22 protein-coding genes are annotated in these 21,824 nt (G+C 62.6%); 16 read left to right on the top strand and 6 right to left on the bottom strand.

Annotation, left to right across the window (positions count from 1 at the left end; all coding sequences use genetic code 11):
* The first annotated feature begins 27 nt into the window (after nt 1-27).
* Both ACYQ3M_RS03900 and can read left to right on the top strand, forming a co-directional pair.
* Nucleotides 28-1,659, top strand: a complete 1,632-nt coding sequence (locus tag ACYQ3M_RS03900; RefSeq protein WP_460034748.1) for a SulP family inorganic anion transporter — start codon at nt 28-30, stop codon at nt 1,657-1,659.
* On the top strand, nt 1,656-2,285 hold the full coding sequence (can, locus tag ACYQ3M_RS03895) for a carbonate dehydratase (RefSeq protein ID WP_460034747.1): 630 nt from the start codon (nt 1,656-1,658) through the stop codon (nt 2,283-2,285). Before ACYQ3M_RS03900 ends, can begins: the two co-directional genes overlap by 4 nt.
* A 9-nt stretch (nt 2,286-2,294) precedes the next feature.
* Here the strand turns inward: can and ACYQ3M_RS03890 are convergent, their stop codons facing one another.
* Genes ACYQ3M_RS03890 through ACYQ3M_RS03880 form a run of 3 tightly spaced genes read right to left on the bottom strand, consistent with a single transcriptional unit; the run spans nt 2,295 to nt 4,332 of the window.
* Complete coding sequence (locus ACYQ3M_RS03890) at nt 2,295-2,660, bottom strand: DUF4870 family protein (RefSeq protein ID WP_460034746.1); 366 nt, start codon at nt 2,658-2,660, stop codon at nt 2,295-2,297.
* Complete coding sequence (gene murU, locus ACYQ3M_RS03885; RefSeq protein ID WP_460034745.1) at nt 2,645-3,325, bottom strand: N-acetylmuramate alpha-1-phosphate uridylyltransferase MurU; 681 nt, start codon at nt 3,323-3,325, stop codon at nt 2,645-2,647. Before murU ends, ACYQ3M_RS03890 begins: the two co-directional genes overlap by 16 nt.
* Nucleotides 3,322-4,332: an aminoglycoside phosphotransferase family protein gene (locus tag ACYQ3M_RS03880; RefSeq protein ID WP_460034744.1), complete on the bottom strand. Its 1,011-nt coding sequence runs from the start codon at nt 4,330-4,332 to the stop codon at nt 3,322-3,324. The genes murU and ACYQ3M_RS03880 overlap by 4 nt, the downstream gene beginning before the upstream one ends.
* 84 nt (nt 4,333-4,416) lie before the next feature.
* On the opposite strand from ACYQ3M_RS03880, the gene ACYQ3M_RS03875 reads away from it, so the two are divergent.
* From ACYQ3M_RS03875 to ACYQ3M_RS03845, 7 genes are all read left to right on the top strand, one after another.
* A complete protein-coding gene (locus tag ACYQ3M_RS03875) occupies nt 4,417-6,996 on the top strand; it encodes an LPS-assembly protein LptD (RefSeq protein WP_460034743.1) in 2,580 nt (859 codons plus the stop codon).
* A 20-nt stretch (nt 6,997-7,016) separates the two neighbouring features.
* Nucleotides 7,017-8,279 (top strand): peptidylprolyl isomerase, encoded by a 1,263-nt coding sequence (locus ACYQ3M_RS03870; RefSeq protein ID WP_460034742.1) that lies wholly within the window; start codon nt 7,017-7,019, stop codon nt 8,277-8,279.
* Nucleotides 8,254-9,261, top strand: coding sequence for a 4-hydroxythreonine-4-phosphate dehydrogenase PdxA (pdxA, locus tag ACYQ3M_RS03865; protein WP_460034741.1), 1,008 nt, complete (start codon nt 8,254-8,256; stop codon nt 9,259-9,261). Before ACYQ3M_RS03870 ends, pdxA begins: the two co-directional genes overlap by 26 nt.
* Nucleotides 9,254-10,054 carry a 16S rRNA (adenine(1518)-N(6)/adenine(1519)-N(6))-dimethyltransferase RsmA gene (rsmA, locus tag ACYQ3M_RS03860; RefSeq protein WP_460034740.1) on the top strand — a complete coding sequence of 267 codons (801 nt, stop codon included), beginning with the start codon at nt 9,254-9,256 and terminating at the stop codon, nt 10,052-10,054. Before pdxA ends, rsmA begins: the two co-directional genes overlap by 8 nt.
* Nucleotides 10,055-10,089: 35 nt before the next feature.
* Nucleotides 10,090-10,503 carry a hypothetical protein gene (locus tag ACYQ3M_RS03855; protein ID WP_460034739.1) on the top strand — a complete coding sequence of 138 codons (414 nt, stop codon included), beginning with the start codon at nt 10,090-10,092 and terminating at the stop codon, nt 10,501-10,503.
* Nucleotides 10,504-10,514: 11 nt separating this feature from the next.
* Nucleotides 10,515-10,895 (top strand): lactoylglutathione lyase, encoded by a 381-nt coding sequence (gloA, locus tag ACYQ3M_RS03850; protein WP_460034738.1) that lies wholly within the window; start codon nt 10,515-10,517, stop codon nt 10,893-10,895.
* A gap of 68 nt (nt 10,896-10,963) precedes the next feature.
* On the top strand, nt 10,964-11,413 hold the full coding sequence (locus ACYQ3M_RS03845) for an Hsp20/alpha crystallin family protein (RefSeq protein WP_460034737.1): 450 nt from the start codon (nt 10,964-10,966) through the stop codon (nt 11,411-11,413).
* On the opposite strand, the gene ACYQ3M_RS03840 is transcribed toward ACYQ3M_RS03845, so the two are convergent.
* Nucleotides 11,400-11,852, bottom strand: a complete 453-nt coding sequence (locus ACYQ3M_RS03840; RefSeq protein WP_460034736.1) for an NfeD family protein — start codon at nt 11,850-11,852, stop codon at nt 11,400-11,402. The genes ACYQ3M_RS03845 and ACYQ3M_RS03840 overlap by 14 nt on opposite strands.
* A 70-nt stretch (nt 11,853-11,922) precedes the next feature.
* Between ACYQ3M_RS03840 and ACYQ3M_RS03835 the strand changes: the two genes are divergently transcribed.
* On the top strand, nt 11,923-12,411 hold the full coding sequence (locus ACYQ3M_RS03835) for a GreA/GreB family elongation factor (protein WP_460034735.1): 489 nt from the start codon (nt 11,923-11,925) through the stop codon (nt 12,409-12,411).
* Nucleotides 12,412-12,421: 10 nt separating this feature from the next.
* On the opposite strand, the gene ACYQ3M_RS03830 is transcribed toward ACYQ3M_RS03835, so the two are convergent.
* Nucleotides 12,422-12,817, bottom strand: coding sequence for a bacteriohemerythrin (locus ACYQ3M_RS03830; protein ID WP_460034734.1), 396 nt, complete (start codon nt 12,815-12,817; stop codon nt 12,422-12,424).
* A 164-nt stretch (nt 12,818-12,981) separates the two neighbouring features.
* On the opposite strand from ACYQ3M_RS03830, the gene ACYQ3M_RS03825 reads away from it, so the two are divergent.
* Nucleotides 12,982-14,913, top strand: coding sequence for a DCC1-like thiol-disulfide oxidoreductase family protein (locus ACYQ3M_RS03825; protein ID WP_460034733.1), 1,932 nt, complete (start codon nt 12,982-12,984; stop codon nt 14,911-14,913).
* Here ACYQ3M_RS03825 and ACYQ3M_RS03820 read toward each other — a convergent pair.
* A complete protein-coding gene (locus ACYQ3M_RS03820) occupies nt 14,876-15,130 on the bottom strand; it encodes a hypothetical protein (protein ID WP_460034732.1) in 255 nt (84 codons plus the stop codon). The genes ACYQ3M_RS03825 and ACYQ3M_RS03820 overlap by 38 nt on opposite strands.
* Nucleotides 15,131-15,219: 89 nt before the next feature.
* Between ACYQ3M_RS03820 and ACYQ3M_RS03815 the strand changes: the two genes are divergently transcribed.
* From ACYQ3M_RS03815 to rph, 5 genes are read left to right on the top strand one after another with little or no spacing between them, the layout of a single operon-like run.
* Nucleotides 15,220-17,445, top strand: a complete 2,226-nt coding sequence (locus ACYQ3M_RS03815) for a hypothetical protein (protein WP_460034731.1) — start codon at nt 15,220-15,222, stop codon at nt 17,443-17,445.
* Nucleotides 17,433-18,725: a glycosyltransferase gene (locus ACYQ3M_RS03810; protein WP_460034730.1), complete on the top strand. Its 1,293-nt coding sequence runs from the start codon at nt 17,433-17,435 to the stop codon at nt 18,723-18,725. Before ACYQ3M_RS03815 ends, ACYQ3M_RS03810 begins: the two co-directional genes overlap by 13 nt.
* A complete protein-coding gene (locus ACYQ3M_RS03805) occupies nt 18,725-20,335 on the top strand; it encodes an alkaline phosphatase family protein (RefSeq protein WP_460034729.1) in 1,611 nt (536 codons plus the stop codon). Before ACYQ3M_RS03810 ends, ACYQ3M_RS03805 begins: the two co-directional genes overlap by 1 nt.
* Complete coding sequence (locus tag ACYQ3M_RS03800) at nt 20,328-21,071, top strand: endonuclease/exonuclease/phosphatase family protein (RefSeq protein ID WP_460034728.1); 744 nt, start codon at nt 20,328-20,330, stop codon at nt 21,069-21,071. Before ACYQ3M_RS03805 ends, ACYQ3M_RS03800 begins: the two co-directional genes overlap by 8 nt.
* Nucleotides 21,072-21,096: 25 nt before the next feature.
* Nucleotides 21,097-21,822 (top strand): ribonuclease PH, encoded by a 726-nt coding sequence (gene rph, locus ACYQ3M_RS03795; protein ID WP_460034727.1) that lies wholly within the window; start codon nt 21,097-21,099, stop codon nt 21,820-21,822.
* The last annotated feature ends 2 nt before the right edge of the window (nt 21,823-21,824 follow it).

The raw sequence follows: 21,824 nt of genomic DNA, 5'->3' as shown, positions 1-21,824 counted from the left end.
CCCCCAAAGTGACAAGGAGAAGCTCCTATGCCAGCCGGTAGATCGCTCTCTTACCCCGAAGAAGACCTGGCTTTCTGGCGCAGCCTGCGCTTTGATCTCCCTGCCGGAATCGTGGTGTTTCTGGTGGCCTTGCCCTTGTGTCTGGGTATCGCCTTGGCTTCCAACGCCCCTTTGAGCTCTGGGCTGATCGCAGGTTGCGTAGGCGGCCTGATCGTCCCGCTCATTAGCCGCTCGGCGCTTGGGGTGTCGGGGCCGGCGGCGGGTTTGGCGGTGATCGTCGCCGAAGCGATCGGGCAGGTGGGCTTTGAGGCGTTCTTGGCCGCCACGATCCTGGCGGGGCTCGTGCAGCTCGCGTTTGGCCTGCTGCGCGCTGGAATCATCGGCTATTACTTCCCGTCGGCGGTGATCACCGGCATGCTCGCCGGCATCGGCATCATCATCGCGCTCAAACAGATCCCGCATCTTGTCGGCTATGACGTGGACTGGGAAGGCGACATCGATTATCTGGAGCCGGGCGGGGAGACGACCTTGGCGGCTTTGGCCCACATGCTGGGGGCGCTGCACGGAGGGGCGGTGCTGATCGGCGCGGTCAGCCTAATGCTGTTGCTCTTGTGGGAGCGGCCAAGATGGAAGCGCTTGGCTCTCTTGCAGTGGCTGCCTGGGCCGCTGGTGGCGGTGGTCGCCGGCGCGCTCGTCAATCAAGCTCTGGCCCGCTACTTTCCAGACCTTGCGGTCTCGCAAAAGCACTTGGTGCAGCTGCCGGTGCTGGAAGGCTTGGAGGGGTGGCGTGGGTTTTTCGCCTTGCCCGACCTGTCGGCGTTGGGCAACTTTGAGGTTTGGAAGCTCGCGCTGGTCCTGGCGGTGGTGGCGAGCTTAGAGACCCTGCTGTCGGTCGAGGCGGTGGACAAATTGGACCCCTACAAGCGCATCACTCCCACCGACCGGGAGCTGTTCGCGCAAGGGGTAGGAAACATCGTCTCGGGCCTTATCGGCGGCCTCCCCATCACCCAGGTGATCGTGCGTTCCTCGGCCAACGTCCAGGCCGGCGGCAAAACCCGCCTCGCCGCCATGATCCACGGCGCGCTGCTTTTTGTCTCCACGTTTCTATTCGCCCCGCATCTCAACCGGGTTCCCTTAGCCAGCGTGGCGGCGGTGTTGTTTCTGGTCGGTTATAAACTTGCCAAACCGGACTTGTTTCGGCGCATGTGGCGCAGCGGTTGGTATCAGTTCCTTCCCTTTGGCCTGACCATTTTCGGCTTAGTATTCACCGACCTCCTGACCGGGGTAGGAATAGGCATGGTGGCGGCGATCTTCTTTATCCTGTTGGAAAACTACAAGTGCGGGGGCTACCTTCACGAACAACACGAGGATAACCGCTACTTGCTCGAGCTGTCCGAACAAGTCAGCTTCCTCAACAAGGCCAACCTGCTGCGCACTCTAGATACCCTCCCGCCCGGCTCTGAGGTGGTCATCGACGGCTCGCGCAGCCGCTATATCGACCACGACGTGCTCGAAATCCTCGACAACTTCAAAAGCGAGGCCGAATTCAAAGGCATCCGCCTGACCTTCATCGGCCTGCCCCTGCAGGGCAGCCTGCCGGCGCACACGCCGACGATCCTTGGGATGCACCCAAAACCCAACCGGAGGGCCTTGCCGTGAAGCTGCTGCAACACCTGTTTGAAAACAACCGCCGCTGGGCCGAAGCGATGGAGCGCAGCAACCCGGGGATCTTCCAGCGCCTGGCCCAAGGGCAGGCCCCCAAGTACCTGTGGATCGGCTGCTCTGACAGCCGCATTCCGGCCAACGAAGTCATCGGCCTGCTGCCCGGGGAGGTGTTCGTTCACCGCAACGTCGCCAACCTCGTGATCCACACCGACATGAACCTGCTGTCGGTGCTGCAGTACGCGGTGGAAGTGCTCAAGATCGAACACGTGATCGTGTGCGGCCATTACGGGTGCGGCGGGGTACAAGCGGCGCTGCGCCAAGATTCCTTAGGGCTGATCGACAACTGGCTCAGATTCATCAAAGACCTCTACCACCAGCACGCCGCGCTCCTCGAGCGTCTGCCAGAGGAGCAGCGCGCCGATCGGCTGTGTGAATTGAACGTGATCCAACAGGTGGCCAACGTCTGCCATACCACCATCGTCCAGGACGCCTGGCGGCGCGGCCAAAAGCTTGCGGTCCACGGCTGGATCTACGCGATCCAAAACGGCCTGCTGCGGGACTTGAACGTATGCATCAGCGCCCCCGAACAAGTGCCCGACATCTACCAGCTTGGGGGCTGAACCGAACGCTCAAATCACCGGACCCTCGGCGTACGCAGGGCGGTTTTCGCTCAGCCGGACCCAGCCCACCACGATCCGGTAGACCATCCAAATCAGGGTCGCCGTGAGGATCAGGACGCCTGCCATCCACATCCAGGCGATTCCCGCCAGCACCCCCCAAAGGAGGCTGTACCAAAACGTGCGGATCTGCCAAAGATAATGGGATTCCACCCAGGTGCCGCGCGCCTCGGGCCGCTTCAGGTAGGCAAGGATCACCGCCGCCAGGTAACTGACGCCGACGATGAAAGACGCCGCTTGCAGCGCGTAGCCGATCGTCGCCCACTTCTTGGCCGCCTCGATGCGCCCAGTTTCGCCGAGTTCTATAGGGTTTTGCATGGTTTTCCTCCTCGTCTGAGTTTGGCGTCGAACGCTTGAAGTCTCTCCAAAGTGCCAAGATCGCTCCAATACCCCAGATACAATTGGCCGGTCACCTGACCTTGGGCGATCGCCTGGCGAAGGAGCGGCGCCAGCGGGAACCTTCCAGGTCGGCACCCGCCAAACAAGGCCTTGCGGTACACGCCGATGCCGCTGAAGGTGTATTTTTCCCCTTCTAAGCACAGCCGGCCTTGCGCCAGCGCAAAATCGCCTTGCGGATGGTAAGGAGGATTGGGCACCAACACCAAGTGCGCCAGACCGAAATCCGCTGGCGGCAGCGTGGCAAACGGAAAGTCGGTGGCGATGTCGGCATTGACCGCCAAAAAAGGATCGCTCAGCTGCGGCAGGGCTTGGAAAATCCCTCCTCCGGTCTCGAGCGCCTCTTGCGGTTCGCGCGAATACACGATGCGCACGCCCCAAGCCCTGCCCTCCCCCAACGCCGCCTCGATCCTCTCGCCCAAGTAACCCAGATTGATCACCAGTTCGGTAAACCCGGCGCGCTTTAAACGCTCGATCGCGTGTACGATCAAGGGCTTGCCCCCCGCTTCTAGGAGCGGTTTGGGCAGCGTATCGGTCAGGGGTCTTAAGCGCTCGCCGCGGCCGGCCGCCAACAGCATCGCTTTCATCGCGCAAGCCTCCTCAGCACTTGCGGCAGCACCCGATCGGCGAGAAACTCTCCCAACGCTTTAAGCTCCGCGTCTTGGCCGGCGACCTCGACGACGTAGCCCAAGGTCCGCGGGATGTCCTTAAGATACCCTCCCTTGCCGTCGCGCAACCACAGGCGCGCGAAGATGCCGGCCGCCTTGAGGTGGCGCTGCGCGCCCATCCGGTCGAACCACTTTCGCCAGGTTTGGGGCGAGACATCGATCCCTTGCTTTGCCAGCTGCAGGCGATAGCCTTCACACCATCGGGAGACGGTCTCCTTGGGCCAGGCAAGATAGCAATCGCGCAGCAGAGACACCAGGTCATAAGTCGCCGGCCCCACCACCGCGTCCTGGAAGTCCAACACCCCCACACCGCCTTCGGCCAACACCATCAGGTTGCGGCTGTGGAAATCGCGGTGCACCGCCACCACAGGCTGCGCCAGGGCCGAGTCCACCAGGACTTCGACCGCTTCGCCCCAAACGGCTTCCGGAACGGCCAACTCCAACCACGCTTCTGCCAGCCACGTACGGAAAATTTCCAGCTCGCGCCTAAGCAGACCCTCGTCGTAGCGCGGCAGCTCGACAGTTTGCGGGTCGAGGCTCTGAAGCCGGGTAAGCTGCGCCAGCGCCGCCCGATACAATTCCTCACGCCAGCCGGCTCGCAGCGCTTGAAAACAAGTCAAGTCGCCAAAATCCTCGAGCAGCAACCACCCTCGTTCCAAGTTCCGCGCGTAAACGGCAGGCACCCGGACTCCTGCTCCGCGCAGCAATTCCGCCACCGCCACGAAAGCCTTCGGATTTTCCGGCGGCGGGGCCAGCATGGCGATCCAAGATCGATCCTGGGTCCACAGCCTAAAGTAACGGCGACCGCTGGCATCGCCCGCCAGATTCTGCCAGCCGTCCACTTTGAGGTTCAGTTCTTGTTCGATCCAAGCCGATAAATCCAGCGGCTGCCGGACCATTTGCATCGCTTCTGCATTCTCAGCCATGCGACGGTTTTCCCCGTGTTAAAATTCGCCCTGCCGGGTCACGCCTAAGCCCACTTGAAGACCACACGTTAGAGACTCACGCTCGTGCGGATTTGCTTTGCTGCCCTGATCATTGTGCCGCAGATTGCGCTTGGCGCAAATGCGCCTGCGTGGGATTGCCGTCTGGAGGGCGCAGAATGGGTCTGTGGCGCTCCCCCGCAGAACACGCTTGCCGAGGCGGAGACAGCCGCCGAGCCGGCGCCGGAGGCGCACGCCGAAGGGGCGCCCGAGCAAAAGCAACCCGATCGGGAAACTCGCTTAAGATCGACCTCCAACGTCCCTCTGGAAGGTTGGACCTGCACGCCGGACCCCACCCAAGCGAGCTGGCGGTGCAAGCTCATCGGCCCCGACCCGCAAGGGAAGCCGCGCTTGGTTGAGGCCCACAAGCGCGCTTGGTTTGAACGGCCCCAGGTCTTTTCACCTGAAAACGAGCAAGATTTCTTTCGCCTAGTCCAGCTGCTGCCGGAAGATCCGTGGCGGGCCTACTGCCAAGGCCAAAAGATCAAAGCCCAACCTGTCCCAAGCCGCGCCGGCCTGCCGTTAAACCTGGAAGCCGACTACAGCCAGTCACTGGGGGAAGGCCTAACGTTCTTCTCCGGCAACGTCAAGATCGAGCGGGGACCGCAAAAGCTCGCGGCCGACGCCTTAACTTACGACACCGACTTGCATATCTTGAACGCGTTTGGCAACGTCATCTACGAAGACGCCGGTTACCTGTTCGTCAGCGACAGCGTCTGGCTGGACCTTGAGCAAGACCAAGCGCGCCTCACCCACCCCCGCTTCATCCTGGCCAATACCCCGGCGCGCGGCAGCGCCGCCCGCAGCCGCTTCGAGAGCGAACAGCTGTCGCGCCACCAGCAGGTGGTCTACACCACCTGTCCGATCGGTTCGGAAGACTGGGTGCTGCACGCCAAGGATCTCAAAATCAACCGCGCAAGCGGCCTGGCCTCCGGCCATCACGTGTGGCTGGAATTCATGCATCTTCCGGTGTTTTATACGCCTTATTTTTCGCATCCCATAGACGACCGCCGGATCACGGGGTTTTTGAGCCCGTCCTTGGGGCGTTCCAGCACCCGCGGGTTCGACGTAACCCTTCCCTTTTACCTCAATCTCGCGCCCAACTACGATCTTACCCTGATCCCTAGAGTGATGGCCCAGCGCGGCTTCATGGCCGGCATGGAGTTCCGCTACCTGTTGCCCAATTCCAAAGGCCACCTCGCCGGCGAGATCTTGCCCCACGACAGCCAGCGCGGAACCACCCGCGGTCAGGCCAGCTTTTTTAATCAGACCCAGATCGACCCTTACTGGAGCGCGCTGGCGGACCTCAACTACGTCTCCGACAGCCACTACCTCAACGAGCTGGGCAACAACTTATCGCTGGCCAACCGGCGGCAGGTCCACAGCGAAGCGCGCACCGAGTACCGACGCGACAATTGGTACTTGCTCGGGCGACTGGAGAACTGGCAGACCGTGGATCCCACCATCCCCGACGCAAGCAAGCCCTACCGCCGTCTGCCGCAGCTCTTCTTCGCCATCGATCAGGGCCTTGCTCCCTGGGCTTTGGGCCATTTCGACAGCGAATTCGTCTATTTCCAGCAGGACAAACGCGTCGACGCCCAGCGCCTGCACCTTCGCCCAAGCCTGTCCTTCCCCTGGCGCACGGCGGCGAGCTTTTTGGTTCCTAAGCTCAGCTTCGACTACACCCAATACTTCTTGCAAGGCACGACATTCGGCCAGGACAGCCAAATTTCGCGCGCGTTGCCGCTCGCTTCGGTAGACGCCGGACTGTTTCTCGAGAAAGACTGGCAAGGGTTCTTCCAGACCCTAGAGCCTCGGGTCTTTTACCTGTACATCCCGCGCAAACGCCAGGACGACATTCCGGTGTTCGACAGCGCCTTGTTCGATTTTAATTTCAACCAGCTGTTCCGGGAAAACCGCTTTGCCGGTTACGACCGGATCACCGACGCCAATCAGCTTTCTCTCGCCTTGACCTCGCGCTTGCTCGAAGAGAGCGGCGAGGAACGTTTGCGCGCCAGCGTGGGTCAGATTTATTACTTTAAAGATCGGCGCGTGACTTTGCCCGGGCAAGCCGTAGAAACCGAGCATTGGTCTAATTCGGTGGCCGAAGTTAACTGGCTGCCGGCGGACAAACTCTCCGTGCTTTCTGCCGTCCAATGGAATCCTAACCGGAAAGACCTGGACCGCGGCGAGGTTCTGCTCGGATACAAAGACACCGACGATCGCATCGCCAATTTCGGCTATCGTTTCCGGCGCTTCGCTCCGCTGCTTCCTGGGGTGCCTTTCAATCTGGCGGGCGATCAGCTCAAAATTTTAGACGGCTCGTTCCGCTGGTTGGTGTATCCGGGCCTGCACGCCATTGGTCGCTGGCAGTACTCGCTGCGCGACGACATCACCCTAGACAGCCTGCTGGGGGTAGAGATCGAGTCGTGCTGCTGGCGCCTGCGGCTGATCGGGCGCCGGTTCATCCGCGACGTGAACCGCACCGAAGACACGGCGGTGTTCGCTCAGTTGGAGCTCAAAGGTCTAGTCAGTTTAGGCAAAGACGTAGATCAGTTCCTAGAGCGCACCGTGCGGGGTTATGGCACCGAAGACTGGTTGTATTGAATATGCTGCAAAGATGGGTAATGTGCGTCTTACTGGTTCTGGGAGGGCCGCTGCCGGCGGCCGAGCTCTTAGACCGTATCGTCGCCGTGGTCGAAGACGATGTGATTTTGGCAAGCGAGCTGGAACAACAGCTCGAGGCGATCGAACGCCAACTTCAGGCAGGCAACTCGCCCCTGCCGGAGCGCCGAGCCCTGCGCCGCCAAGTACTCGAACGGATGATCCTGCGCAGCTTGCAGCTGCAGCTGGCCAAACAGCAGGGAATCCAAGTGGACGATGAGACCCTGCGCCAAGCTCTGCTCGACTTAGCCCAGCGCAACGGCATGGACTTGGAGACCTTCCGCCGGGCGGTGGAAAACGAAGGCATGGACTACGCCCAGTTCGTGGAAAACTTGCGCGAGGAGCTCATGCTCGGCCGCCTGCGCGCCAGCCAAGTGAACGCGCGCATTCAGGTCAGCGAGCGCGAAGTCGAGCATTTCTTGGAAACCGAAGCCCAAACCGATTCGGCAGCGACCGAATACCGCTTAGGCCACATCCTCATCGCCACGCCGGAAGCCGCTTCTCCTCAGAGAATCCAGCAGGCCCAGCAAAAGGCCGAACGGCTCGTGGCCGAATTGAGACAGGGCTTGGACTTCCACCAGGCCGCCGTGACTCTGTCGGACGGCGCCCAGGCCATGCAAGGGGGAGATCTAGGCTGGCGCAAACTCGAGGCCATCCCCAGCCTGTTTGCGGACTTGGTGCCCCGCATGCAGAAAGGCGAGATCCAAGGCCCGATCCGCAGCCCCAGCGGCTTCCACATCATCAAGCTGCTCGACGTCAAAGGCAAGGACGATTCGCACCAGGTGACCGAAACCCACGTGCGCCACATCCTCATCCAACCCAACGAAGTCATCGACGACGCCGAGGCGAAGCGGCGTTTGCGCTTGCTCAAACAACGGCTGGCCCAAGGCGAAGATTTCGCTACCCTGGCGCAAAACTACTCCGACGACAAAGCCTCCTCGGTCAAAGGTGGGGATCTGGGCTGGATCACCCCCGAGGCGGTGGTGCCCGCCTTTCGCGAGGCCATGGATCGGCTCAAGGAAGGCGAGATCTCGGAGCCGGTCCAGACGCCGTTCGGCTGGCACCTGATCCAGGTCTTGGGACGCAAAACCCGCAACGACACCGCCGAATACCGCCGAAAACGCGCCAAAGACATCCTCACCCAGCGCAAGTTCGAAGAGGAAACCGAACTCTGGCTGCAAAAGCTGCGCGCCGAATCCTATGTGGAAGTCCACCTGGACGAATGACCTCCCCCATCTGGCCTTGACCTACGGCGAGCCGGCGGGGATCGGGCCCGACCTTTGCCTACGCCTGGCGCTTGAGGAATTGCCTTGCCGTCTGACCGTCGTGGGCGATCCGCACGTATTAAAGGCGCGCGCCGAGCAACTTGGCTTTGCGCTTGCCTTCCACCTAGGACTTGCCGCCCACCCCCAGCGCGCCGGCGCGCTTTGGGTCTTGCCCAGACCGGCAGCGGCTCCGGTCACCCCGGGCCGATTGGACCCGGCCAACGCCCGGCACGTGCTGGATTTGATCGAGACCGCCACCTACGGCTGCCTGGCGGGGCGTTTCGACGCCTTAGTCACCGCGCCGGTTCACAAAGGGATCATCAACACCGCCGGCATCCCTTTCTCCGGCCACACCGAATTCATCGCCGCCATCACTTCCGGCGAGCCGGTGATGCTGCTGGTGACGCCCCTGGAAAAACCGGCGGTGGACCTGCGCGTGGCGCTGGCGACGACCCATCTGCCCTTGCGCGAGGTACCCGCGGCCCTGACCCAAGAGCGCCTAAGAACCGTCCTTACCGTGCTCCACCGCGATCTCAAGCGGCGTTTCAAGCTCGCCTGCCCGCGCATCACCGTGCTCGGCCTCAATCCCCACGCCGGCGAGGGCGGGCACCTAGGGCGCGAAGAGATCGAAGTCATCGAACCGGTATTGGCTGCCCTGCGCCGGGAAGGGATGCGGCTTTCAGGCCCGGTGCCCGCCGATACCGCGTTCTTGGCCGAGCGGATAGAAACCACCGACGCCTTCCTGGCGATGTATCACGACCAAGGTCTTGCCGTACTCAAATACGCCGGGTTCGGGCGGGCAGTCAACCTCACCTTGGGGCTGCCGATCGTGCGCACCTCGGTGGATCACGGCACCGCCCTGGAGTTGGCCGGCACCGGCCGCGCCGACCCCAAGAGCTTGTTGGCCGCCGTCCGCCTCGCCGCAAAACTTAGCCGTGCCTAAACCGAAAAAGCGCTTCGGCCAGCACTTCCTGCGCGATAACTCGGTACTCGCGCGTATCGTGGCGCTCCTTGCGCCCCAGGCAGGCGATCATCTCGTCGAGATCGGGCCCGGCCAAGGCGCTCTGACCCGCTATCTGCTCCCTCACTGCCGGCGCCTGGACGCGATCGAGATCGACTACGACTTGGTCGAGGAGCTGCAGGCCCAATTCGCCGCGGCCCAAAATCTCCACATCCACCGCGCCGACGCCTTGAATTTTGACTTCACCCAGCTTGCCGAAGATACAAAAGCGCTTCGCATCGTCGGCAACTTGCCCTACAACATTTCCACCCCGCTGTTGTTTCACTTGTTTGAGCAAAAACAAGCGATACGCGATATGTTGTTTATGCTCCAAAAAGAAGTCGTCGAACGCTTAGCCGCCCCCCCCGGCAGCCGCCAATACGGCCGGCTGAGCGTAATGGCGCAGTACCACTGCCGCATTGTAAAACGTTTTACCGTCGCGCCGGCGAGCTTTTATCCCCCCCCTAAGGTAGTCTCCGCCTTGGTCGAACTGACGCCGCATCCTAGCCCGCCGGTGGAAGTTGGCGACTACGCGTGCTTTCAGGCCGTGGTCGCCGCCGCCTTTGGTCAGCGCCGCAAAACCTTGCGCAACGCCTTAAAATCGCTCCTGGCCGAGGAGACCATCCGCGCCTGCGGCATAGACCCTAGCGCGCGGGCGGAAAATCTGCCGCTCTCGGCCTTTGCCGCCTTGAGCCGGACGCTGGCTGCCCATCCTGTACATTCCCCGGCCGGCTAAGTAATATTTATTCTTTCAACGAGGTATTGCTTGCTATGCGACAGATTCTCCTCCTCGCTTTGATGGCGAGCTTGCTTACTGCCTGCGCCGACAGCAAGGAACGCAGCGTCTTTGAAGAAAGATTGGCAGCGCGCCTGGCCACCGACCCGGACCTTAAAGATTACAATCTCGATCCTAAGGAAGTGGCCGAATGCGTCACCGCGGAGATCGCCAAGACCCTGCCGGGGTTGCGGGGCTCGCCGGCGCGCAAGCCGTACTGGGAGGCCTATGCCGCCTTCGAGAGCGCGCGCACCACGGAAGAAGCCTTAACGACCATCAAGCGCTACAAGGACGTGTTCGGCTCGGAGCAAAAAGCAAGCGCCGCCGCTTTGGGAATCACCGAACACATCATGAACTGCATGGGCAATCTGATCGAAACCGCCCATCCTGCGCCTAAAACCCAGGAATAAAGGAGAGACCTATGCGCATCTTGCACACCATGCTGCGCGTTGGCGATCTGGAGCGGTCGCTCAAGTTCTACACCGAGGTCTTGGGAATGAAGCTACTGCGCCGCCAGGACTATCCGGAAGGCCGGTTCACCTTGGCCTTCGTCGGCTACGGGGACGAGCGCACAAACACCGTCCTAGAGCTTACCTACAACTGGGACACCCACGCCTACGACCTTGGCAACGGCTTTGGCCACATCGCCATCGAAGTCGACGACGTCTATGCGGCGGTGGAAAAAATCCGCGCCAAAGGCGGCAAAATCGTGCGCGAGCCGGGCCCGATGAAGTACGGCCAAACCGTCTTGGCCTTCGTCGAAGACCCCGACGGCTACAAGATCGAACTCTTGAGCCCTTAAGGGTTGAATTTTTGTTCCTTGCCTCCATATTCAGGGCGTGTATCAACCAACCTGAATGGAGGTAAACCATGGCACTCTTGACGCCTTACGAACCCTGGTCGCTGATAGAGCGCTTAGAGCGGGATATGGAGCGCTCGCTCGAATCCATGCGCCGGCTGTTCCGGCCTGAGGAAGAGACCGCCGCGGCGGTGTGGGCGCCTGCGGTGGACATCAAGGAAGAAGCCAATCGCTACGTGGTCCAGGCGGACCTGCCCGGGGTCAAACCGGAAGACATCGAGGTGACCCTGCAGAACGGCGTTTTGACCATCAAGGGCGAGCGCCAGACCGAGGCGAAGGAAGAGAAGGAAAACTACCGCCGCGTCGAGCGTTTCTACGGCAGCTTCTTCCGCCGTTTCACCCTACCGGAATCGGTGGACGAAGAAAAGATCGAGGCCAACTACGACAAGGGCGTGCTAACCGTCAGCATTCCCAAGAAGCCGGAAGTGCAGCCCAAAAAGATCAGCGTCAAAGTCGCCTAAGGCACTTGCTTCTTTCCCCCAGCGCCGCCTGGCGCTGGGGTTTTTGCGCTTCGTCCTCGACCGCCTCAACGAAAAGCAAAACCCCTTCCACCCCCACGATCCTCACCCGATCCCCGCGCTTTAGCTCGCGCCGAGCCGCCGGGGCGATCGCCACCCACAAGGCCCCGTCGGCCAGGACGTCCCCGCGCTGACCGAGCGCAATGGTCTGGCGGACTTCGGCCGTCTTCCCGATCAGGCCTTGGCGCAGCTGCCGCTTGCGGCGGACTTGCTGCAGCCAACGCCAGGTGCTGACGCCCCCAGCCGTGGCCGCCAGCGCCGCAAACGCGACGAACTGAAACCGCCAATCCTCGGTCACCAGGAAAATCGCTCCCATGAGGGCGGCGGCCAAGGCCGATGCCAAAGCGAGCAAGCTCAAAAGCGCCTTCATCTTGGCTTGCATGGGCTCTTGCCCAAAGCATAGCCTAAAAAATGGTATGATCGCCGTTCAACTTACCTAAGTTCAACAAATTATGAGCCGCGCATTCGTCAAAGAGGAAACCTTCGAGGCCATTCAGGAATTGCCTGACAAGCCAATCAGCCCGCATCCCAACTATGTCACTCCCGAAGGGCTCAAGAGCTTGCGCCAACGCTTTGCCGATTACCAAGCCCGGCAAGCGCAGCTCAGCCGCCGCGAAGATCTGGAGGCGCGTCAAGAACTGATGTTGATCCGGCGCGAGCTGCGTTATCTGGAACAGCGCCTTCGCTCTGCGATCGTGGTCGAACCGCCCCCTCAGGCCGATCGCGTGCACTTTGGCGCCTGGGTAGAAGTCGTAGACGCGCAAGGCAAGCACCACGCTTACCGCCTCGTCGGCGAGGACGAGGCCGACGCGGGCAAAGGCTACATCAGCTGGGTCTCGCCCTTGGCCCAGGCCTTGCTCGATGCCCGCGTCGGCGACGTCGTCTGCTGGCGCCGACCAGCCGGCGAGGTGGAACTGGAAATCGTCGCCATCCGCCGATAAGGGATCGTTTTTAAGCGCTTAAGGCGGGACCGTAAGGCCGGTCGACCTTGGGGACGTGATGAAGCAGCCAGTCACATACGAACCTTGCGGTGTCCTGGGTGACTTCGGCCTGGCCGGCGTGGAATTTTTGCTGGAGGTCGGCGCAGGTGGCGACCAACTTGTCGTGTTCGGCCTTGTGGGCCGCATAGCCGGAATAGCCTTTCTCCTGCATCAGCTTCTCTTCGGTCTGAAAGTGCATCACCACGTAGTCGATCAGCTCGTCTAGGAGCTTACCGATCGCGTTCCGGTCGCCCCCGGCGGCGGTTTCGTACAGCTGGTTGACCATCGCGAAGATCTTTTGGTGCTGCTCGTCGCACACAGGGACGTCGGTACCAAATTCTTCTTTGGTCCAAGTCATTAACGCCATGGAAGTCTCCTCCAAATCCGAAGTTTTCAATCGACGGAGGCTTAATGCTACAGATTCCCTGCCTGCAGGTATTGATCCAGATCAAAGAAATCTAGGCTTTCCAACACCCGGGCTTAAGTCTTCAAGTGGTACAATTTTTTTGTTTTTCAAGCATTTTCCCACACATGAGGACATCGCTTCTGCGCGCCTTATCTTCCTGGTTGGAGCAAAACTTAAGCCGCCAGGTCCCCGCCACCGGGCTTGGAATCTTCCGCATCGGCTACGGCCTGGTGGCCTTGCAGGAAATCGTCTTCCTCTATTACTTCCGCCACCTGATCTTCGATCAGACCCCTTATCTCGACCCCGGTCCGGCGCTGATCCCGTTGTTTTTGACCGTGTGGGCAATCGCGGCCTTAGGCCTGACCGTAGGGCTGCACACCCGCCTGTGCGCTTTAATCAACTACCTGTTCTGGGTGGTGTTTACCAACTTTACGCCCATGTGGCGGGACTTCGACGGCGGTTTCGACCAGTTGATGATCTCTTCCGGCCTGCTGCTCGTCTTCTTGCCTTCCTGGCGGGCCTTGTCGCTGGACAACCTGCGCCTGAAACTCAATCGCTCGCCGCTTAACCGGCGGTACCAGCCGCCCCGCACGGTCTCGGTGCTGGCCTATCGCCTACCGCTGTTGATCTCGCTCGGGCTGCTGTATTTCGATTCGGCGATCCACAAGTTGTTTGCCCCCCACTGGCGCAACGGCATGGGCGCTTGGCTGCCTTCCTCGCACCCCTATTACATCTCGGCCATAGACATGAGCTGGCTGCTCGAGCGGGAATGGCTAGAGCAGGCGATAGGCTACACCATCATCGTCTTCCAATTCCTGTTCCCGGTGCTGTTCTGGCATAGGCGGTTCCGGGTGCCGTTTTTGATCCTGGGAGCCTTGCTCCACGGCGGCATCACCTTGTCTTTCAACATTTACCCTTTTGGCTTAGGGATGCTTATCCACTACGCCTTGTTGGTGCCGTTCGGTTGGTGGCGAAGAATCGGCCAAAGCCTGCGCTTGGACCGACCGCGCCTTAAGGTGTACTACGACGGGCGCTGTCCCCTGTGCTGGCGCACGGTGTTGGCGCTGGAGCATTTCGACGTGCGCCGGGGGGTGGTCTTTTTGGACCTGCAAACCCACGCGGCCGGGGAAACCGGCCTGGCCGGCCTGGGCGAGGCCGAACTCCTTAAAGATTTGTACGCGGTGGACGCGCAAGGGCGCCGCTACTTTGGCCTCGACACCTATTTGCAGATCTTAGAGAGCCTGGGCTATCCCAAACCCTTGGCGTGGCTGCTGCGCCTGCCGGGAATTTACCCTTTGGCGGGCCGCATCTATCGCCGCATCGCCGACAATCGCCAAAGGCTTGCCTGCGATGCAGGCTGCCTGCCTGAGCCGCGCCGCGCCTTCTTTCTCCAAGAAGCTTGGGAAGCCTGGCTGGGTTCGCCCCGCCGGCGGGCCCTGCGCTTGGCCAAGGCCTTGGTCGCCCTGTCGCTCCTGCAGCTCAACAGCACCTTCCACTACGGCCTGCTCTACCGCCTGGGACTGGCCGATGGCCTAGGGCCGCTGCAGGCGGCGAGCAACCTGCTGGTGTCGGTGTCCCACGCTTTCCTCGGGATCACGCCTCACGCGCTGTACCTGGACGACCACTTCAAAGGCTACGAACTGATTTTTGCCATCACTTACTTGGATCGGGAGGGAAACGAACGCTGGCTGCCTTTCGTCAACGAGGAGGGAAGACTGATCGCGCCGAACTGGGGACGGGTGCACTCCATGTGGGCCAACATCGCCGTCACCCCAAAGCTAGAAGAGCGGCGGCTGGCCAAATTCCTAGAGAAGGTGACGGCGTTTTACGGCACCCGCCTGGGGCTGGATCTCAACGACGCCCGTTTTTTCCTCAAAGCCAAATCGATCCGCATGCCGGCCGATTGGGAACCTAAGCTGCGGCACTTCAACCTTGCCCAACCGTGGCGGAACTTCGGCGAGATCGTCTGGCGCCATGGGCTTATGCACTTAAGCCTGAAAGAAACGCCGGTCTCTCGGCTCAAGTATTCGGACCCCTGGCCCGCCGGCGCCCGCTGAACTGGCGCAGCACGCTTGCCCCCCACAGCCCCCACGAGGTGGTTTTGAGGATGAGCAAAGGCATGGCGACGGTCTTAAATCCCCAGATCAAAACCGCGACCACGCCGGCCCCGCCTAAGCTCCAAGCCAAGGCGCCCAGCGGGCCGCCGATCACGACCTTGCCCAGCCGCCAAACCGCCCGACCGATTCTTGTCGCTATGGTCTTTATCGGGCTCAAGCCAACCCCTCCGGCAAGCGATGATGCGATAACATTCATGAATTTGCAATAATCTAGTTTATGCCAAGAAACTCCCCCGCCGAGGCGCCATGAAACTGAAGTGGTTCCCGTGGCGCTTCATCATCCGCTATCTGGCCCGCAGCCACGGCTTTATCGATCCTGTGGCCTTGCTCGCGCGCGTGCGCCGCTTTGCCAAGCCGTCGGAAGTCGCCGAACCGATGGAGCTCTTGCGCGCCGGAATGGTGTTCCACGCCCGCGGCCTGATCAACAGCCGGGTCATCCAGCACAACCTGGACTGGGTCTGGCCCTATTGGATCGAACGCCAGTTCGACCCGTACGACCCCGCTTTCATTCCGCGCGCTTTTTCCCTCACCCACATCAACCTGACCCACCGCAACTGGACCGCGTTGGGCTGGCCCGACCTGGGCGAGTATCCGCTCGTCGATCCGCGCGGCCTGCTCACCCCCTTCTACGACGGCTGGTCGCTGGACGCTTGGATCGTCTCGGAGACCGACCGCCTCTTGCCCTCGCAAAGCCTCACGAGCGAACAGCGCCTGGAGTTGGAGCCGGTCCCGCAGATCGTCACCACCACCCAAAACGCCGGCTTTGCGCTTTCCACCTCTGCCCGCGTCACTTTGGAGGACGGCCGGCCGCTCCTCCGCTTGGCTTTGACCGCGCGCGCCGATCGTCCTGCTTGGGCGGTGTTGGCCCTGCGCCCTTACAACCCCGAAGGCATCAGCTTCGTCCACAGCGTCGAACTGGCCGCCGACCGGCGCCGCTGGCGGGTGGAGGAAACCGCGGTGATCGAGTTCGACACCCCGGTCGAGCGCCACGCCGTCTCCGACTATCACCGCGGCGACGTCGCCTTGAACCTGCTGCAGCGCGAGGAACAGAGCCGGGGACAATGCGAGTTGGGCATGGTCACCGCCGCCGCGCTGTTTCGGCTTAAGGCCGGCCAAAGCCGCCGGATCGAAGCCAAGCTCGAATTGCCGCGTCCCTCCCGGCTTTCGCTGCAACCCGACGCCTGGGAACGGGAGCGCCGCCAGGCTTGCCGGATCGAGGTGCCGGATCCGCGCCTGCAATTCCTCTACGAAGCCGCCCTGGCCACCTTGATCCTGCACGCCCCCGAGGACGTGTATCCCGGCCCTTACACTTACCGCCGGTTCTGGTTTCGGGACGCCGCTTTCATTCTCCACGCCTTGCTGTGCGCCGGCCTGATCGACCGGGCAGAGCGCGCGCTGGATCGCTTCCCCGACCGCCAGACTTTAGGCGGTTATTTCCATTCCCAAGAGGGCGAGTGGGACGCCAACGGCGAGGCGCTGTGGATTTTTGCCAGGTTCTGCGAACTGAGCGGCCGCCCGCCCAAACGCCGATGGCTGGAGGCGATCGCGCGCGGCGGCCGTTGGATTTTGGCCAAACGCTTGCCCGAAGACGGCTCCGAACACGCCGGGCTGCTTCCGGCCGGATTCAGCGCCGAGCACCTAGGACCCAACGATTACTACTACTGGGACGACTTCTGGAGCATCGCCGGCCTGGAAGCCGCCGCCGGCCTGCTTGCGTCCTTTGCCCCGGACGCGGCGCAGGCCTTTTTCACAGGCGCCAAGGACCTGCGGCGCGCGGTCGAAGCGAGCTTAGCCCGCGCCGCCTCGCGCCTGGGGCGCCCCGCCATGCCGGCCGCCCCTACCCGGCGTCTGGACGCCGGCGCCATCGGCTCCCTGGCCGCGGGTTATCCGCTGCAGCTTTACCCGCCGCGCGATCCGCGCCTGCTCGACACCGCCGAGTTTTTGCTCGAGCGTTGCCTGGTCAAAGGCGGGTTTTTCCAAGACATGGTCCACTCCGGCATCAACCCCTATCTGAGCTTGCACCTCGCCCAGGTGCTGCTGCGGGCAGGCGACGGCCGGTATCTAGAACTGGTGGAGGCGGTCGCCGCCTTGGCCTCCCCCACCGGCCAGTGGCCGGAGGCCATCCACCCCCACACCTTGGGAGGTTGCATGGGCGACGGGCAACACGTGTGGGCGGCGGCCGAATGGCTGCTGATGATGCGCAATTGTTTCCTCCGCGAGGAGGGCGAGAGCTTGATCCTGGCCGGCGGCATCCCCAAAACCTGGTTGCTCCCGGGCCGGCGGCTTAGCCTTGGGCCTGCGCCGACCCGTTTCGGCACCGTCTGGCTCACTCTGGAAGCGGCCGAGGGACGCGTTTCCTTGCGCTGGCACGGCCAGTGGCGGCAACGGCCTGCAATGTTCATCCACTTATCCGGCCACCCGCCGCTGCCGGTGGCCCCGGACCAAAACGAGGCGATGGTATGCGCATCGTGATGATGACCAACACCTACCTGCCGCACGTAGGCGGAGTGGCGCGCTCGGTGGCGTCTTTTACCGAAGAGTTTCGCGCTTTGGGCCATCGAGTGCTGGTGGTGGCGCCGGAATTTGCCGGCGCCCCCAAAGCTGAGCCGGACGTGGTCCGGGTCCCAGCGATCCAAAACTTCAACGGCAGCGATTTCGCCGTCGTGTTGCCGTTTTTCAGCGACCTAGCCGCCGTCCTGGACGCTTTCCGCCCCGACCTGATCCACGCCCACCATCCTTATCTGTTGGGCATGACCGCGCTCAAAGAGGCGCGCACCCGCAAGCTGCCTTTGGTATTTACTCACCATACCCGCTACGAGTATTACACCCACTATGCGCCCATGGACTCGCCGGCGCTCAAGCGCTTCGTCGTGGAGCTTGCGACCCGCTACGCCAACCTGTGCGATCTGGTTTTTGCCCCCAGCGAGAGCATCGCCAAGCTCCTTTCCCAACGCGGGGTCACAACGCCCATCGAGGTGGTTCCCACCGGCGTTCGGACCGAGCGCTTCGCCCACGGCGACGGTCCGGGCGTGCGCCAGGCTCTGGCGATTCCGCAAGAGGCGTTCGTGGTCGGCCACGTCGGCCGGCTGGCGCCGGAGAAAAACCTTAAATTTCTGGCCGAGGCGGTGGCTGCCTTTCTCGTCCGTCACCCCAACGCCCATTTTCTAATCGCCGGGCGCGGCCCGTGCGCTCAAGAAATCCAGGGCCTGTTTGCGGCCCGGCAAGTCGCCGACCGCCTGCATTCGGTCGGGGTGTTGGTCGATCAGGCTCTGACCGATGCTTACCACGCCATGGACGTGTTCGCGTTTGCCTCCCACAGCGAGACCCAAGGGCTGGTCCTGGTCGAGGCGATGGCCGCCGGCGTGCCGGTGGTGGCCTTGGATGCCCCCGGCGTGCGCGAGGTCGTGGAAGATCGAGCGAACGGCCGCCTGCTGGCCGGCGAAGACACCGCCGCCTTCAGCGCCGCCCTCGAGTGGGTCTTCGCCCTGCCGCCACCGCAGCGCCAAGCGCTCAAGGAAGCCGCCCGCCGCACGGCAGAGCGGTTTTCCTTGCCCCGCACCGCCGCTCGCGCCTTGGCGTGTTACCGCAGGCTCCTGGCCTCCCAGCGCCTGCCCCATCCGCAGGCAGAAGACGAAGCCTGGGAACAGCTGCTGCGCCGGATTCGGATCGAATGGGAAATCGTCCGCCAGATGGCGGAGGCCGCCGGGATCGCTCTAATCGGCGGCGAACCTTTGCTCGAAGGCAGCTCTTGATGCGGGCCGGCTGGATCCGTTTTTTCCCCCGCTGGCGCTTGGGCACGCGCAGCGCGTGGTTCATCCGCTGGCTGGGCCTGCCTTGCTTTGAGGGGCCGCCCACCGCTCCCGGATTGATCCTGATCCAGATCGACGGCCTCTCGCTGCCGCAACTTCAACGCGCGCTAGAGCAAAAGCGCATGCCTTTCCTCCAGCGCCTCATCCGCCGCGGCCGCTACTGCCTTCACTGCCATTATCCGGGCCTGCCCGCCACGACCCCGGCGTGTCAGGGAGCGTTGTTCTACGGCGTCCATCCGGCGGTGCCGGCGTTTAGCTTCCGCGCCTTTGGGGAGCTGGTGCGAATGTACCAACCGCAAGCCGCCAGCGCGGTGGAAAAGCGCCTGGCCGAAAGCGGTCAACGGCCCTTGCTTTTGGGAGGCAGTGCGTATGCGAGCAACTTCACCGGCGGGGCCGGGGAGGCGCATTTCTGCCCGGCCGCCTCAGGCTGGGGCAAACCGCTGCGCGGGGCGCCGTCTTGGGTGCTGGCGCTGTTTATCCTGCTGCACCTGCCGAGTTTTATCCGTCTGACCGCCCTCTTGCTGGTCGAGCTAGGGCTGGCGGTGACCGATTTCCTACGCGGCATCACCGAAGGCCAGGATTTTTTCAAAGAATTAAAATTCATCCCCACCCGGGTCGGAATCACCATCCTGCTGCGCGAGCTCGCGGTCATCGGCACGCAACTTGACGTCGCGCGGGGACTGCCGGTGATTTACCTCAATTTTTTAGGTTACGACGAACAGGCGCACCGCCGCGGCCCCGATTCCCGGTTCGCGCATTGGACCTTGAAGGGGATAGACGCCGCCATCGCGCGGATCTGGCGCGCTGCCCGCCTTGTTAAGCGGCGCCGCTATCAGGTCTGGATCTATTCGGACCACGGCCAGGAGCACGTCCAATCCTATTTCGACCGTCACGGCCGCCACCTCGACCAAGCGGTCGCCGAACTTCTGGCCGAACTTGGGATCAAAGGCCAATTGCAGGCCGACGTCGGTCGGGGGATCCAGACGCAGCGCATCCTTTGGTTCGGCGGTCGTCTGATCCGGCGCCTGTTTCCGGTCTGGAACGATTCCACCGCGGAAGAGGGAGAGCCGCCCGTGCTTGCGGCTTTAGGGCCAGTAGGTCACTTGTACCTAAACGGCCTTGCCGACGTTTGCCTTAAAACCCAAGTCGCGCGCGGCCTGGTGGAACGCGCCCAGGTTCCTCTGGTGCTGGCGCGCGCGGACGCGGCAGGCGATAAAGTGTGCGCCTGGACCGCAGCGGGAAAATTTCAGCTCCCGGAACAGGCGGCCGAAGTGTTTGGCGCCGACCATCCCTTCCTCGACCGCTTAGGCGAGGACTGGGTCAGGCTGTGCCGCCATCCCGAGGCGGGCGACCTGGTACTCGTCGGTTGGTGCAAAGGGGCTTTGCCTTTGAGCTTTGCCATAGAAAACGGCGCCCACGCCGGAGCAGGCCCCAATGAGACTTCGGCCTTTGCCCTATTGCCCGATCAGGCTCCCTTGCCGTTTGCCCACCGCCGGTATTTGACCACCTTCGACCTGCGCGCCGCTGCCCTAGACCTTCTCGGCCATGGCTGATCCGGCCCGCTTGCGCGTCGTCACCTATAACATCCACAGCTGCTTGGGAAGCGATGGCAAACGCCTGCCCGAGCGCATCGCTCAGGTCATCGCTGCTCTCCAACCGCACATCGTCGCCCTGCAGGAAGTGGACGTGAATCGAGCGCGCAGCGGTCATCTCGACCAAGCTCATGAGATCGCCCGCCATCTGGAGATGGCCTGCTTGTTTCACCCCGCTTTCCAAGTCGCCGAAGAGCAATACGGCAACGCCGTCTTGAGCCGCCTGCCGCTGCGCCTGGTCAAAGCCGGGCCCTTGCCCGGCCACGAACGCCTCGAACCGCGGGGCGTGCTGTGGACCGAGGTGGACTGGCAAGCGCTAAGGCTTCAGGTATTCAACACCCACCTTGGCCTGTCTCCCGCCGAACGATGGCTACAGCTCAAAGCGCTGCTCGGGCCGGATTGGCTCGGCCATCCCGCGTGTCAGGGGCCAGTGATCCTGTGTGGGGATCTCAACGCCCCGCCTCGATCGGGCCTATGCCGGCGCCTTGGGGCGCACCTGACCGATGCCGCTGCCGCCGCCCATCACCGCCGCCTGCGCGGCACCTTCCCGAGTCGCTTTCCTCTGGTGCGCCTAGACCACATCTTCGTCGGTCCCGGGATTCAGGCGATCCGAGCCGAAGTCGCCTCAGGGACGCTCTGCCGGCGCGCTTCCGATCATCTACCCATGCTGGTGGAACTTGGCGTTTTCGCGATATAATTTGGTTTTTTTAGGAATATCTGTCATGCGTCCTAGCGGCCGACGACCCGACGAACTGCGAGCGATCCGTTTCACCTGCCACTACACCAAGCACGCCGAAGGCTCGGTGCTCGTGGAGTTTGGCGACACGCGCGTGCTGTGCACCGCCAGCGTAGACGAGCGGGTGCCGAACTTTCTGCGCGGCCAAGGCCAAGGCTGGGTCACCGCCGAATACGGAATGCTGCCGCGCGCCACCCACGAGCGCACCAGCCGCGAAGCGGCCTCCGGCCGCCAGGGCGGCAGGACCCTGGAAATCCAACGGCTGATCGGCCGCTCGCTGCGCGCGGCCGTGGACCTCAAAGCGCTGGGTGAACGTTCGATCGTCATCGACTGCGACGTCCTGCAAGCCGACGGCGGCACGCGCACCGCCTCGATCACCGGCGGCTTCGTCGCTTTGGCGCTGGCGGTGGCCAAGCTCCTTGAAGAGCGCAAGCTGCAACAAAACCCCTTGCGCGACCAGATCGCTTCGGTCTCGGTAGGGATCTACCGCGGCGTTCCGATCCTGGACCTGGATTACCAAGAAGACTGCGAAGCCGAAACCGACATGAACGTGGTCATGAACGCCCAAGGCGCTTACGTCGAGATTCAAGGAACCGCCGAGGGGCATCCCTTCCGCCGCGAAGAACTCAACGCCATGCTGGATCTGGCCGGTCGAGGGATCGCCGAACTGCTGGAGCATCAACGCCAAGCCTTGGCGCTCGCCGGGGTGTAGCC

This window comes from Methylothermus subterraneus (assembly GCF_054656915.1).
The sequence above is the reverse complement of the archived record's forward strand: the minus strand, read 5'-3'. Positions and strand labels throughout refer to the sequence as shown.

Coding starts and splice junctions, on each gene's coding strand:
- gloA (WP_460034738.1), top strand. CDS start 10,515: ATGCGCATCTTGCACACCATGCTGCGCGTTGGCGATCTGGAGCGGTCG.
- ACYQ3M_RS03815 (WP_460034731.1), top strand. CDS start 15,220: ATGAAACTGAAGTGGTTCCCGTGGCGCTTCATCATCCGCTATCTGGCC.
- ACYQ3M_RS03845 (WP_460034737.1), top strand. CDS start 10,964: ATGGCACTCTTGACGCCTTACGAACCCTGGTCGCTGATAGAGCGCTTA.
- rph (WP_460034727.1), top strand. CDS start 21,097: ATGCGTCCTAGCGGCCGACGACCCGACGAACTGCGAGCGATCCGTTTC.
- ACYQ3M_RS03835 (WP_460034735.1), top strand. CDS start 11,923: ATGAGCCGCGCATTCGTCAAAGAGGAAACCTTCGAGGCCATTCAGGAA.
- ACYQ3M_RS03890 (WP_460034746.1), bottom strand. CDS start 2,660: ATGCAAAACCCTATAGAACTCGGCGAAACTGGGCGCATCGAGGCGGCC.
- ACYQ3M_RS03810 (WP_460034730.1), top strand. CDS start 17,433: ATGCGCATCGTGATGATGACCAACACCTACCTGCCGCACGTAGGCGGA.
- ACYQ3M_RS03840 (WP_460034736.1), bottom strand. CDS start 11,852: ATGCAAGCCAAGATGAAGGCGCTTTTGAGCTTGCTCGCTTTGGCATCG.
- ACYQ3M_RS03855 (WP_460034739.1), top strand. CDS start 10,090: ATGCGACAGATTCTCCTCCTCGCTTTGATGGCGAGCTTGCTTACTGCC.
- ACYQ3M_RS03900 (WP_460034748.1), top strand. CDS start 28: ATGCCAGCCGGTAGATCGCTCTCTTACCCCGAAGAAGACCTGGCTTTC.
- ACYQ3M_RS03805 (WP_460034729.1), top strand. CDS start 18,725: ATGCGGGCCGGCTGGATCCGTTTTTTCCCCCGCTGGCGCTTGGGCACG.
- ACYQ3M_RS03870 (WP_460034742.1), top strand. CDS start 7,017: ATGTGCGTCTTACTGGTTCTGGGAGGGCCGCTGCCGGCGGCCGAGCTC.
- murU (WP_460034745.1), bottom strand. CDS start 3,325: ATGAAAGCGATGCTGTTGGCGGCCGGCCGCGGCGAGCGCTTAAGACCC.
- ACYQ3M_RS03830 (WP_460034734.1), bottom strand. CDS start 12,817: ATGGCGTTAATGACTTGGACCAAAGAAGAATTTGGTACCGACGTCCCT.
- pdxA (WP_460034741.1), top strand. CDS start 8,254: ATGTGGAAGTCCACCTGGACGAATGACCTCCCCCATCTGGCCTTGACC.
- ACYQ3M_RS03825 (WP_460034733.1), top strand. CDS start 12,982: ATGAGGACATCGCTTCTGCGCGCCTTATCTTCCTGGTTGGAGCAAAAC.
- ACYQ3M_RS03880 (WP_460034744.1), bottom strand. CDS start 4,332: ATGGCTGAGAATGCAGAAGCGATGCAAATGGTCCGGCAGCCGCTGGAT.
- ACYQ3M_RS03800 (WP_460034728.1), top strand. CDS start 20,328: ATGGCTGATCCGGCCCGCTTGCGCGTCGTCACCTATAACATCCACAGC.